Source organism: Agriterribacter sp., from assembly GCF_035497235.1.
Lineage (GTDB): Bacteria > Bacteroidota > Bacteroidia > Chitinophagales > Chitinophagaceae > Agriterribacter.
The window spans coordinates 72,324-84,859 of record NZ_DATJEB010000043.1 but is presented as its reverse complement, the minus strand read 5'-3'; the positions used below and the strand labels follow the sequence as shown (position 1 = coordinate 84,859).

Below are 12,536 nucleotides of genomic sequence, written 5' to 3'. Positions count from 1 at the left end.
CTGATCTCTCCATTCCTGTTTTTATTTTTACCCCACATTTATGGGTATTTTAAAAACGTTTGAATCCAATGTGCTTTTTCTGGCGCTTGATGCCGTTGGCGCAAACGGCACTTACTATCCGGAACTGGTGCATAATAAATTAATGTGTGCTTCGAAAGAAGAGCGATGCAAAATAGTGGAGTCGTTAAATGAACGGGAATTGCTGTTTCTTAAATATGCGGCTATGGACATTCCCTATAGCGAAGTAGCGGATAGAATGAACCCTGGCCGGCAAAGCATTACCGGTTACCAAAAAAACCTGTACCAAAAATTTGGAGTAAGCTCAAGGATAGGAATGGTATTGTTAGCGGTTAAATATAAGATGGTGGAAATTTAATGCTTAGTATTTACCCGCCTTTGCAATAGCCGCATCTACTATATCAATAGCTTTTTTAAGTTCTTCCCTGGTTATTGTTAAGGGCGGCGAAAGCTGCAGTACATTATCTTGAGAAACCTTAAAGCTCAGCCCGTTGGCCAAACATTCATATAAAACCATTTCCGCTTCCTCAATCGCCTTCTCTTTGGTTTGCTGGTTCTTTACCAGTTCTATGCCCCATAACAATCCTATACCCCGTACATCGCCTATTAAAGCATGTTTTTGTTTGAGCGCTTCCAGTTCGGCTTTCATAAACGAAGCATCGGCATTCACTTTCGCAAGTATCTCCTCTTTTTCAATGAACTCCAGCATGGCGGTGGCTGCCACACTGCCCAGCGGGCTTTTTTCGTGCGTATAATGACCAAGTGACACATCAGTGGCAATATTGTACGCATCACGGGTAACCATAGCCGCTAAAGGCATAATACCCGCTCCCAGTCCTTTTCCCAAACAAACAATATCCGGTTCTATATCATAATGCTCAAAGGCAAACATTTTACCCGTTCTGCCAAAAGCTATGGGTATTTCATCTAATATCAGCAATACACCATGCCGGGTACATATTTCCCTTACTTTTTTCCAATAGGCTTTTGAGGGTATCTGCACATCGGTATTGCGTATCGTTTCTACTATGAAAGCGCCTATATCACCTTCCTTCTCTATTACATATTCAAGATAATCTGCGTACACCACGTCATTGCCATCATCGCTAAAAACACCACGGTAAGAAGTAGGCGGCGGTATTCTTTCCACTCCGGGCATCAGCGGTCCCATACCCTTGCGGAATACCTGTTCACCGCCCGCGGAAATAGCGTCTAAGGAAGCGCCATGAAAAGAATCCCACAGCGATACTACCTTATGTTTACCGGTAACGATACGGGCTAATTTCAGGGCCATACCAATAGCCGAAGTACCTCCCGGCGCCAGCAACACACGGTTCAGGTCGCCGGGAAAAAGGGACGCCAGCTTTTTAGCCAGCGTAATAGCCGGCACATTGGTATAACGGCGGGGGCTAAACGGCAATATATCCATCTGCGCTTTTACCCTTTCCATTACAAACGGGTTACGGTAACCTACCTGGTGCACATTATTACCATGAAAGTCCATATAGGATTTGCCGGTAAGGTCGGTAATATAAACTCCTTCACAGGATTGCAGCACATCCAAACAGGGCGTAGACATAGACTGGTGCATGAAATATTGCGCGTCTTCATCTAAGTATTTTTGCGTTTCTGCATGCGCTATTACCTTATACCAGGCACTGCGCGAAGCGGATAAATTGATATCGCCTTCCGTGCGGCTGTATGCATCTTTCATGCCGTAAAAATAGTTGTTTAGTAATTGTAAACAAGCCAAATACCGTGAATTGTTGAAAACGATATGCGCTTTTTATTTTAATCTGGACTTTATAATTATCGCCCAAAAATACTAAGCGCCAGGGTCTGCCGCCCGCAATGGTTATTTATGAAGACCCCAACGCGACTAAAAGATCTTACCTCTTATCTCTTACCTCTTACTTCTTAAATTTTATTTAGGCACTGTAATTTGTTTTTGGGAAATTTGCACACCCGGCTATGACTTTTAAGAATCATTATAGAACCTTAGGTGTTTCTCCCCATACGAGTTCGGATGCTATTAAAAAAGAGTTCAGAAAGCTCGCATTACAGTATCATCCCGATATGAATGCGGGGAACGAGTTTGCCACACTGCGGTTCAGGGAACTGCAGGAAGCTTATGAAACCTTATCGCATCCTTCAAAAAGAGCAAAATATCATTATGAATGGAAATTACATTTTCCGCACACCGATGTCAATACTGACTGGGAACATACGCCCCTGACCATTTTAAATGAGGGCATCCAGCTCAATAGGCAGATCGCGGCTATGGACATATTCAGGATGAATAAGGAAGCTATATTCATCCGGGTAAAAAAAATACTGTCTGAACCGAATATCAACTTGCTGCTGCAGCATAAAGATGCAATGTTAAACCAGAAGCTTATCATCCAGCTTTTATCCGCTTCATCGGAACTGCCTTTTAAATATGTTGATTCCATTGCCGCTTCCTTAAAAATGCTAGCCGGCACTGATGATGCGGCTATAAAAATGATAACGGATTTTGTAAAAACAGCGCAACAAAAAAATTACTGGGAAAAATTTTATCCGCTTATTGTGCTGCTCATTACGCTGGCGATATGCGTACTGATATACGGTGCGAGCCGGTAGCACGGGTTTTACTGCTGTGCCAGCAAATCTTCAATGATCTCTATATATTCTCTTTTCTGCTTTTCATAATCGGCCCCTGTTCCGGGGCCGTTAAACCCTGCATGTATTTTTTGAATTTCACCTTTCCTGTTCACAAAAATAGTAGTTGGGAAAGCGGGTATTTTTTCTAACTGTGGTAATGTTTTTTCAGCACGCTGAGGGTCGCTTACGGCAACCGGGGTAATGAGTACCGGGTATGCTACTTTTAACCGCTTCATAAAATTTTTTACACTTTGCTGCGAACGGGTAAAATCGGCTGTTCTTTCGTATGCCAGCCCCAGTATCTCTACTCCTTTTGATTTATACCGCTGATATATTTGATTCATAAAAACGGTCTCATCCATACAGTTAGGACACCAGGAGCCCAAAAGCTGTACGATCACTACCTTATCTTTAAACCTGTGTTCATTAACAGATACCGGCTTACCATCCACATCATTAAAAGTGAAGTTTAATTTTGGAGATGTGCCCTGCTTTAAAAGGCCGGAAGAACTATTACCGGCTAATGCTGCTGCCGCATCTTTGTTGGCTTCCCATTCTCTGGGTATTCCCGCACCCGAAAAATATTTTCCACCACTGATCTTTTTTGCATCATCAATTTTTGCGGTAAACAACATGGCATACCCACCATCAAAACCCGACAGCTTGAGCGAGTCGCCATCTACCACACCTTCAAGATAGCGGTAATCGCCCGATGGCGTAAGAAAAGAACCTGTTAATGCCGTTCCTGCCTGGTTAAAAACGCCTACTGCTTTTACCGTGCGTTCACTACCCGGAATAAAAAAAGTAGTTGCCCATCGCCCTGTTATATTCGCGGCAGGTTTTGTATTGCCCGCGTTAAACCGGTAGCTCTTTTCACCTTCGTTTACAGCAAAAAAAGGCATAACCAGGTTACGGTCTGCCAGCCGTTTTATCCAAACGCCCTGTAGCTGCTTATCATTCGTAAAAACAGCCCTGAACTGCGAATCAAAAAAGGGAAGCCGTATAAATACAGAGTCATCCTGTACTGTAATATCATCAACGGCTAAGCGCTCTGCAGCATTGCGAACATATATGATTGGCTTCCCCGCATTTTTGCTTACCTCAAAGTTGAAGATAATATTATTGCCGTCTGTTCTTTCCAGTTCACCACGCCACTGCCCTGCGGAGAGCTTATTTTTTTGTTGCGCCGGGGCATATAAACCGCCTATTAATAAGGTTAGCGCCAATACCGTTCGTTTCATAAAGTTGCATTCCATAAAGTGCAAAAATACAAAACTTATTCCTGCCGCAGGTTAAGCAGCATATCGGCGGTTATGCCCGGCAAATCATATTCGTGCTTCCAGCCCCAATCCTTTCGGGCAGCGCTGTCGTCAATACTTTGCGGCCAGCTATCGGCAATAGCCTGCCTGTAATCCGGTTCATAGGTAATCGCAAAGCCGGGTATATGTTTTTTTATTTCTGCCGCAATTTCCGCTGGCGAAAAGCTTATAGCAGCAAGGTTATAGGAGGTTCGAACAGCAATGTTAGCAGCGCTTGCTTCCATTAACTCAATAGTTGCCCTGATAGCATCGGGCATATACATCATGGGCAGGGAAGTGCCGGCAGATAAAAAACTGGTATACTTCTTTTCTTCCAGTGCTTCATTAAAAATTTCTACCGCGTAATCGGTAGTACCGCCGCCCGGTGAAGATTTGTAGCTGATCAGTCCGGGATAACGCAGGCTTCTTACATCTACGCCAAAACGCCTGTTGTAATAATTACACCAGAACTCCCCGGCGTATTTGCTTATGCCGTATACCGTAACCGGTTCTATTATTGTTTGCTGCGGGCAGTTTTGCCGCGGGGAAGTGGGTCCGAATACGGCGATACTGCTTGGCCAATATACCTTTTGCAGTTGTTCTTCCCTTGCAATATCCAGCACGTTCAATAAGCTTTGCGTATTCAAATGCCAGGCCAGTCCCGGGTTTTTTTCGCCGGTTGCCGATAAAATGGCCGCGAGTAAATATATCTGGGTAATGTTTTGCCGGATCACCTGCACATGCAGCATTTCCTTATTCATTACATCTAATGAAACATAAGGCCCCGTACCTTTTAACAGGTCGTTTTCTTCCCTGAGGTCGGATGCAACTACCTGGGCATTGCCATATATCCTGCGTAAAGCCAGCGTTAGCTCCACACCTATCTGGCCCGATGCGCCTATAACAAGTATTTTATCTTTCATCATGGTATTATATGTATTACAATTTAAACATGTACAAACGGGATGTCGGCTATTAGCCGTCAGATTCAGCAATCAGCAGCGATCGGCTAAAGTATACTAACGATGAGCTAACGCCTTCTTTCACTTCTTACCTCTTACCTCTCAAGGTAACGATAAACAACAAACCAAAAACTTTAAACTCCCCATTCGTTGCGTATTTGTTAAAAGCCATCTCAAACCATATTTTTTTATAAATTGTACTCTCTTTTAAAAACGCAATAAATTTTAACTATGATCATTCGTTTATCCAAAATTGTATTGAGCGCTTGTTTATGTTTTACTATTTCCGCGGGTTTTGCACAACAAGCCCCCAGAAATGGCGACCCTAAATTAACCGAATACTGGGACCCTGCCGTAAGGGTTATAACACCCGGCAAAGCCAATGCCGATGCCCCTTCGGACGCTATTATATTATTTGACGGAAAAGATGCTTCTAAATGGAAGTCTGCAAAAGACGGCAGCCCGGTAAAATGGAAAATTGAAGGAAATGCTTTAGTAGTAGAAAGCGGTACTGGTAATATAAAAACCAAAGAAGGCTTTGGCGATTGCCAGTTGCATATTGAATGGCGCACTCCTGCTGTAGTAAAGGGTGAAAGCCAGGGCCGTGGAAACAGCGGTATTTTTTTAATGGGCAGATATGAACTGCAGGTACTGGATTCTTATAATAACCGCACCTATTCCAACGGACAGGCCGCAAGTATTTATAAACAAACGCCTCCGCAGGTAAATGCTTCCCGCGGACCGGGTGAATGGCAGACCTATGATATATTATTTACTGCTCCTACCTTTCAGGAAGATGGCACCGTTAGAACACCCGCAAGGATCACGGTATTTCACAATGGCGTGATAGTACAAAACAATACTACCATATGGGGATCTACCCAATATGTTGGTACACCCAATTACGAAAAACATGGCGATAAAGAACCGATCGAATTGCAGGATCACGGCAACCCAACTGCTTTCAGGAATATATGGATAAGGCCTTTGTAGGAAATGTGAAAGTGTGAGAAATGTGCTAATTTGATTGGGAGCGGCAAACCCATGAGGCTTGTGGGAGGGGATTGCAGCGTGGGAAAGTATCATCATCGGTTTGTGGAAATGTGAATATGGGTGTATCCTGATGATGGGCTGTGAACCGCAAATTTTAATGCGAGTGGTGATAGTGAGCAACCCGATACCTGACACCTGTAACCTGAAACCTGCAATAACCTCAAACTTTCTACCTTTGCTGTATGGCAGAAGATTTGATTATTGCAACGGGTTCCAAGGCGGAGCAATACCAGTTACTTATTCCCCAGGTAAAAGCACTGATAGAGGGCGAGTCCGACCTGGTAGCCAACCTTGCGAATATAGCTGCCGCGCTGAAAGAACAGTTTGGCTGGTTTTGGGTGGGGTTTTATATGGTTAAGGATAATGAACTCGTAGTGGGGCCTTTCCAGGGACCGGTAGCATGTACCCGTATCCGTAAGGGACGGGGTGTATGTGGCGCCTCCTGGGAAAAAGCGCAAACGATTATTGTACCCCATGTTGAAAAATTCCCGGGACACATCGCCTGCAGCAGCCTGTCGAAATCGGAAATTGTTGTGCCTGTTATCAGGCATAATGCAGTAGTGGGCGTACTGGACGCAGACAGTGATGCTTATGACCGGTTTGATGCTACCGACCAGCAATACCTTGAGCAGATAGTGGAGTTAATACAATGGTAACAGTATAAAAAAATATGATGCAATACAGAAACCTGGGTAACACAAAAGAACAGCTATCCGCTATTGGCCTGGGCTGCATGGGCATGAGCTACGCCTACGGCCCAACGGATGATACGGAAAGCATCGCTACGCTGCATAAGGCATTGGACCTGGATATCAACTTTTGGGATACAGCCGATATGTACGGCAATGGTACAAATGAAGAACTGGTATCGCAGGTGCTGGCATCCAACCGCAATAAGGTTTTTATTGCCACTAAATTCGGCTTTCGTTTTAAAGACAGCACTCCGGGCCATAGCGGTCTGCCCGGCACTTACGTTGACGGGTCGCCGGCTTACATCAAAACGGCTGTAGAAAAAAGTCTGAAACGATTAAAAATTGAGACTATTGATTTGTACTACGCCCACCGCGTAGATAAAACCATTCCTATAGAAGAAACCGTTGGCGCCATGGCCGAACTGGTTAAGGAAGGCAAGGTACGCTACCTCGGACTGAGTGAGGCTTCCGCTCAATCTATCCGGAAAGCGCATGCCGTTCACCCCATTGCCGCGTTACAAAGCGAGTATTCATTACTGAGCAGGGATATAGAAGGCGAAATATTAGATACTGTACATGAACTGGGTATTTCATTAATTCCTTACTCACCGCTGGCACGCGGAATTATTACCGCTACGATAAACGATCCTGCACAACTGGCTGCAGATGATTTCCGCCGCACATTACCCCGCCTTAATGAAGAACATTTGCAGAACAATATTCAACTGGGAAATGCATTTGCGGCGCTGGCTAAAGAAAAAAACGCCACGGCTGCACAGCTTGCCCTTGCATGGGTGCTGGCACAGGGCAATAATATCATTCCCATACCCGGTACTAAAAAAAGAAAATACTTAGTGGAGAATGCAGGCGCAGTGGATATTCACCTATCAGCAAATGATTTAAAAAAGATTAATGATTTAATGACCCGCTATCCTAATGTAGGCAACCGGTATGGCGATGGCGGTATGAAGCTGGTGAATGTGTAGGTATCAGGTATCGGCTGTCAGGTTCATATATCCTGTGTTGCAACTTATCCCTTATCTGTCCTGTCATTTCCCCTCATTCTGCTCCGCCAGTTCCGTGAGTACCTGCAGCATAGCAGATCCGGCTTGTTCGCCCGGCGACATTCCGGTAAGGTAAGGAGCGGCATGCAGTTTGGCGCCCGGTTCAAAAAAATCTGGTTTCAGTATATAGCCCAGTTCATCCTGCCCCAGGCCTATAACAAATTTTGGACCTTTATTAGTCATTAATTTTTTGGTTGCAAAAGCGTATAACGGGGAGGTCTCACCAGGATGCGTGGCAAATGCCGCATTGCCAATAGTAAACCAGGCAATTTCAGTAGGGGTGCCATCGCTGATATCCCTTTTAATTATTCCCGCGGCGGTCATTTGCTTAAACCCATTATTGCTAACCGGCATTTCAAAACGGCGTGAAGCAAAAGATATACCGGTTCCCTCCAGTTTCTTCGCTTGCTTTAACGCACCGGTAACCGCGGTGGCAAGCGCAGCTCCTTTCTTTTCAGCTTCTTCAAATGTGCGCGCCACTTTTTCAGGTTGCACCCACCCTCCAATCGCCCCCTGCACATATAAGTTTATGCCGCCCACACCTTTCTTCATTTGTTTATAAAACCCGGAAGGAAAGTCGGCACTCACCAACGTATTTTCTCTTCCCAAAAAAGTAGGATGGCAGGCAAAATTGGTAAGCGTAGCAATATTTTTTCCACCCGGAGCGGTAAATTGCACAGTTGTAACGGAACGGTCTATTTCCAGGCTGTCTGAAACATTTTCCACCCATCCTTCACCAAATACGGTATCGGCATATTTTGCCACAGCCTGCTGCCGGCGCTTCCATGCTTTTTCAATCACCTCCGCGGTAGTCTTAACTAAAAAGCCAATATATGCGCTGTCTGTGCCGGTATGCGCCATATCCTTTCCCCATATGCCAATTACATCCGGTCCCGAATGGGTGTGTGTAGAAGAAACAATGATTTGTCCTGCATTAAATACACCAGGCGGGAGCTTTAATTCAACCGCGTCTCTTATTTGCTGCACAACAGGATAGGGCAACCCAATACAATCTATAGTAACCAATGCCAGTGCGTTGAGCTTGTTGGATACTACTACAGCTTTTACAAAAAGGTTGTCGTGCACACCTGTGCTCCTGCGGTTCTGATCATAACCGGCGAGGAAGCTTTCACTATCCGGATTGATTACCGCCTCAGCCGCACCCACCAGCAGGCGGCCGGGTGCATTGTTTTGAGCGGCAAGTAAAGTGGTTCCAAAAAGAAAAATAATAAACAGGAACATCTTTCTCATAGCTGTATTCTTTATTTGAAAATAAGTAATTCGCTTTTTACTAAAAAGGATTGCTACTTTTTTTTATTAAACTGGCATATTTTTTATACGTAACTTGTTAACAATACCTGGTGTATGAAGCAATTGCCTTTAACTGTAAAACGTTCCATAGAACTTTTGGGGTTATGTTTACTCATAGCCCTTTTTTCTGTAGCCAATTCCATTATCATGCCTTTGCTGATGGCTTTTTTCATCAGCCTCATGCTATTGCCCCTGTTCAGGTTTTTACGAAAAATAAGAATCCCCGAACTCATTGCTATCATACTGGTTATCTTAACCGCCGCTCTTATAATAATAGCTATACTGGCATTTTTTTCCCTGCAGATCGCTTCCTTAGTGAACGATTTTCCCCAATTAGAGAAAAACCTTAACATACACTGGACTACGCTAAGCAACTGGATTAACAGGAACCTGAATCTTTCTGCCGACCAGCAAATTAAAGTACTGCAGGAACAGGGCAGCAAGCTGGTGAATAACGCGGGTTCTTACCTGAGCGGTGCCGCCGTGTCTGTTACTGGTGTATTTGTATTTATGGGACTGCTCCCTATTTACGTTTTCCTGATTCTTTTTTATAAAAACCTTTTGCTGCGTTTTGTTTTCCTGTGGTTTAACAGGGACGATCACCCGCAGGTGGAATCGGCACTGCGTGAAACGGAAGTAATGGTTAAAAGTTACCTGATGGGTTTAGTGATACAGGTAACCTATATGACCATTATGTTAGGCGGCATTTTAATGATTATAGGTATTAAACATGCCATGCTCATTGCTATCATTTTTGCCATTCTTAATCTTATCCCCTATGTGGGTGCTCTCATTGGCAACGTAATTGGTGTATTGCTTACGCTTACTTCTTCCAGCGAATTATGGCATGTATTTGCCGTATTGATCGTGATTGCTGTTGTTCAGTTTTTAGACAACAATATTCTCATGCCCCGTATCCTGGGCTCTAAAGTAAAGATCAATGCCCTGGTAAGCATTATAGGCGTTATTATCGGCGGCACGCTTGCCGGGGTTTCGGGCATGTTCTTATCGCTGCCCATGATTGCCATACTTAAAATTATTTTTGATCACACTACGGATTTCCGGCACTGGGGTATTTTGCTGGGCGATGAACGCCCCGGCCTCAGCCCTATGACCAACCCGGCGGTAAGGTTAAGGAACAGGCATGTAAGAAAAACAGATGCGGAAGAGGAAGAAGAGGAAGCATGAAAATTTTAAATTTGAAGTGCCTGGCATACATTGATTGAAAGCATTTTGCCTGATCTCCTTCGTGGCAGGATATTTTTATGTCCTTAGCTGCATTGCTACTATTAAGCTACAGTTGCCACGCTCGCTTGTGCAACACCAATTCTATCCTGCTTTTCCACCCCTTACTACCGGGTCAATCAAGTGCTGAAAATAACATGATGTGCCATTGGCGGCCCGCTTACCATGGAACGAACTATTTGTATTTTATTATGCGTTGCCCCGCACTTCTTCATGTATTAACCACAATACATTTACAGACCAGACATCCCTGTACCCTGCAACCTACTTCTTCATCATAAATGTTTTAAAAAACTCCAGCGATTCCGGGTTTTTTACAGATCCGGCGTTCACTGATTTCTCTAACGGCCTACCCATTAATATCTTTTTAACGGGCATTTCCATTTTTTTTCCGCTAATAGTATAGGGAATATCATTTACCGCGATCATTTCATCGGGCACATGACGTGGAGAATAGGTGCTGCGTAAGGTTCTTTTGATAGTCTCTTTTATTTCTGCGGTTAAGCTGTGGTTTTCTTTCATCACCACAAATAAGGGCATATAATCACCGCCGCCGGGCAATTCAATATTAACGATCAGGCTGTCTTTAATTTCCGGAATCGTATCTATCGCCCGGTATATTTCCGCCGTTCCAATCCGTACCCCCTGCCTGTTAAGCGTAGCATCCGACCGGCCGAGAATGATCACCCCGTTGCGGGGTGTTATTTTCACCCAGTCGCCATGCCGCCATATTCCGGGATAGGTTTCAAAGTAGCTGGAAAGATATTTTTCAAACTGCTTATCGTTCCAGAAAAATACCGGCATAGAAGGCATGGGTTTAGTAATCACCATCTCTCCCACTTCATCCCACAGCCGATTGCCCTCCTCATCCAGCGCATACATTTCGCAACCCAGGGCCCTGCATTGAATTTCGCCTTCATAAACCGGCAACAGGGAGCATCCACCTACAAACGCGGTACACACATCCGTACCGCCACTCATACTGCACAACCACAAATCTTTTTTTATTTTTTCATACACATAATCAAATCCTTCCTGCGGCAGCGGCGACCCGGTAGAACTGACAGAACGTAATGCGGAAAGATCGCCGTACTCACCCGGAAGGATACCTGCTTTTTTACAGGCCATGATAAAAGGCGCACTGGTACCAAAATGATGCACCCGCGCATTTGCCGCCATCCGCCACAGCACGCTGATATCCGGGTAACCGGGATTACCATCATACAGTACAATGGTAGCGCCTGTAAGCAGGGCAGCGTGCAGGTAGTTCCACATCATCCAGCCGGTAGTGGTAAACCAGAAAAAATTTTCACCGGGCTGCACATCATTATGAAAAGCCAGGTATTTATAATGTTCGAGTAATACACCGCCATGACTATGCGTGATGGCTTTTGGAATGCCGGTTGTGCCGGAAGAATATAATATCCATACAGGATGATCAAAAGGAACAGCGGTAAACCGAAAATCCGTATATGGAGTTTGCATCGCTTCACTCCACAACACGGCGCCCGGCATATCCTTCGCATCAGCATCCTTACCTGCATAAGGAATCCTTATTAATTTTTCAACCGAAGGAAGTGCCGCCTTAATGGCTTTTACTTCGTCTGTACGGTTGAACATTTTTCCATTATACATGTATCCATCCACCGCAATCAATATTTTGGGTTCAATTTGCTGAAAGCGCTCCATAACACTTCCCGACCCAAAATCGGGTGAACAACTGCTCCATACCGCCCCAACACTCATAGCGGCCAGTAGCGAGATGGTAGCCTCAGGAATATTAGGTAAATAAGCCGCGATTCTGTCGCCGGGCTGTATACCCTGCTGTATAAATAAACTTTGCAATGCCGCTACCTTCTGTTTCAGCTCTTCCCAACTGACGGATGTAAGCGGATGCCGCTCGGATTGAAATAATATGGCAGGACGCCCGCCTGTTGCATTACGAAAAATATGCTCGGCATAATTTAATGTAGCGCCCTCAAACCATTTTGTATGCGGCATAGGATCGTTACTCATCACACTCCTGTATGGAGCATGATGGATGATCTTAAAATAAGCTGAAATGCTCTTCCAGAAATCTGCTGTATGCTCAACAGACCATTGCCACAAACTGTCGTAATCTTTACAATCTAATTGCAGGGTATCCTTTAACCATTGCATATACTGCGTAAGGTTTGAGCTGCGTTTAAAAGCGCCCGAAGGCTTCCATAATATAGGTGGTACCATAGTGTGCTAAGATAAAATAATTAC

Annotated in this window: 11 protein-coding genes; 6 read left to right on the top strand and 5 right to left on the bottom strand. The window is 44.6% G+C overall.

Translation table 11 applies throughout. The features are described from left to right. The first annotated feature begins 40 nt into the window (after positions 1 to 40). On the top strand, positions 41 to 376 hold the full coding sequence (locus VL121_RS15595) for a helix-turn-helix transcriptional regulator (protein ID WP_325407005.1): 336 nt from the start codon (positions 41 to 43) through the stop codon (positions 374 to 376). A 3-nt stretch (positions 377 to 379) separates the two neighbouring features. Here VL121_RS15595 and VL121_RS15590 read toward each other — a convergent pair whose 3' ends face one another. Continuing rightward, entirely contained in the window at positions 380 to 1,732 is a 1,353-nt protein-coding gene (locus tag VL121_RS15590) for an aspartate aminotransferase family protein (protein ID WP_325407003.1), read from the bottom strand. A gap of 257 nt (positions 1,733 to 1,989) precedes the next feature. Here VL121_RS15590 and VL121_RS15585 point away from each other — a divergent pair, with 257 nt between their 5' ends. Further along, positions 1,990 to 2,640 (top strand): J domain-containing protein, encoded by a 651-nt coding sequence (locus VL121_RS15585; RefSeq protein ID WP_325407001.1) that lies wholly within the window; start codon positions 1,990 to 1,992, stop codon positions 2,638 to 2,640. Between the two features lie 8 nt (positions 2,641 to 2,648). Here the strand turns inward: VL121_RS15585 and VL121_RS15580 are convergent, their stop codons facing one another. Both VL121_RS15580 and VL121_RS15575 read right to left on the bottom strand, forming a co-directional pair. Next, positions 2,649 to 3,902 carry a peroxiredoxin family protein gene (locus VL121_RS15580; protein ID WP_325406999.1) on the bottom strand — a complete coding sequence of 418 codons (1,254 nt, stop codon included), beginning with the start codon at positions 3,900 to 3,902 and terminating at the stop codon, positions 2,649 to 2,651. A 35-nt stretch (positions 3,903 to 3,937) separates the two neighbouring features. Further along, the gene (locus tag VL121_RS15575) at positions 3,938 to 4,885 is read right to left on the bottom strand and encodes an NAD-dependent epimerase/dehydratase family protein (RefSeq protein ID WP_325406997.1); all 948 of its coding nucleotides are present in this window, start codon (positions 4,883 to 4,885) and stop codon (positions 3,938 to 3,940) included. A gap of 267 nt (positions 4,886 to 5,152) precedes the next feature. Between VL121_RS15575 and VL121_RS15570 the strand changes: the two genes are divergently transcribed. The 3 genes from VL121_RS15570 (at position 5,153) to VL121_RS15560 (ending at position 7,652) form a co-directional block, all read left to right on the top strand. After that, the gene (locus VL121_RS15570; RefSeq protein ID WP_325406995.1) at positions 5,153 to 5,914 is read left to right on the top strand and encodes a 3-keto-disaccharide hydrolase; all 762 of its coding nucleotides are present in this window, start codon (positions 5,153 to 5,155) and stop codon (positions 5,912 to 5,914) included. A 242-nt stretch (positions 5,915 to 6,156) separates the two neighbouring features. Next, complete coding sequence (locus VL121_RS15565; protein ID WP_325406993.1) at positions 6,157 to 6,630, top strand: GAF domain-containing protein; 474 nt, start codon at positions 6,157 to 6,159, stop codon at positions 6,628 to 6,630. A 14-nt stretch (positions 6,631 to 6,644) separates the two neighbouring features. Next, positions 6,645 to 7,652: an aldo/keto reductase gene (locus VL121_RS15560; protein ID WP_325406991.1), complete on the top strand. Its 1,008-nt coding sequence runs from the start codon at positions 6,645 to 6,647 to the stop codon at positions 7,650 to 7,652. A 63-nt stretch (positions 7,653 to 7,715) separates the two neighbouring features. On the opposite strand, the gene VL121_RS15555 is transcribed toward VL121_RS15560, so the two are convergent. Next, complete coding sequence (locus VL121_RS15555; RefSeq protein WP_325406989.1) at positions 7,716 to 8,981, bottom strand: neutral/alkaline non-lysosomal ceramidase N-terminal domain-containing protein; 1,266 nt, start codon at positions 8,979 to 8,981, stop codon at positions 7,716 to 7,718. Between the two features lie 114 nt (positions 8,982 to 9,095). Between VL121_RS15555 and VL121_RS15550 the strand changes: the two genes are divergently transcribed. Further along, on the top strand, positions 9,096 to 10,229 hold the full coding sequence (locus VL121_RS15550; protein ID WP_325406987.1) for an AI-2E family transporter: 1,134 nt from the start codon (positions 9,096 to 9,098) through the stop codon (positions 10,227 to 10,229). Positions 10,230 to 10,550: 321 nt separating this feature from the next. Here VL121_RS15550 and VL121_RS15545 read toward each other — a convergent pair whose 3' ends face one another. Then, positions 10,551 to 12,512, bottom strand: coding sequence for an acetoacetate--CoA ligase (locus tag VL121_RS15545; RefSeq protein ID WP_325406985.1), 1,962 nt, complete (start codon positions 12,510 to 12,512; stop codon positions 10,551 to 10,553). Positions 12,513 to 12,536: the final 24 nt, after the last annotated feature.

Excerpts from the sequence above, each read along its gene's own strand:
- VL121_RS15595 (WP_325407005.1), top strand. The coding sequence starts at position 41 with ATGGGTATTTTAAAAACGTTTGAATCCAATGTGCTTTTTCTGGCGCTT.
- VL121_RS15590 (WP_325407003.1), bottom strand. The coding sequence starts at position 1,732 with ATGAAAGATGCATACAGCCGCACGGAAGGCGATATCAATTTATCCGCT.
- VL121_RS15585 (WP_325407001.1), top strand. The coding sequence starts at position 1,990 with ATGACTTTTAAGAATCATTATAGAACCTTAGGTGTTTCTCCCCATACG.
- VL121_RS15580 (WP_325406999.1), bottom strand. The coding sequence starts at position 3,902 with ATGAAACGAACGGTATTGGCGCTAACCTTATTAATAGGCGGTTTATAT.
- VL121_RS15575 (WP_325406997.1), bottom strand. The coding sequence starts at position 4,885 with ATGATGAAAGATAAAATACTTGTTATAGGCGCATCGGGCCAGATAGGT.
- VL121_RS15570 (WP_325406995.1), top strand. The coding sequence starts at position 5,153 with ATGATCATTCGTTTATCCAAAATTGTATTGAGCGCTTGTTTATGTTTT.
- VL121_RS15565 (WP_325406993.1), top strand. The coding sequence starts at position 6,157 with ATGGCAGAAGATTTGATTATTGCAACGGGTTCCAAGGCGGAGCAATAC.
- VL121_RS15560 (WP_325406991.1), top strand. The coding sequence starts at position 6,645 with ATGATGCAATACAGAAACCTGGGTAACACAAAAGAACAGCTATCCGCT.
- VL121_RS15555 (WP_325406989.1), bottom strand. The coding sequence starts at position 8,981 with ATGAGAAAGATGTTCCTGTTTATTATTTTTCTTTTTGGAACCACTTTA.
- VL121_RS15550 (WP_325406987.1), top strand. The coding sequence starts at position 9,096 with ATGAAGCAATTGCCTTTAACTGTAAAACGTTCCATAGAACTTTTGGGG.
- VL121_RS15545 (WP_325406985.1), bottom strand. The coding sequence starts at position 12,512 with ATGGTACCACCTATATTATGGAAGCCTTCGGGCGCTTTTAAACGCAGC.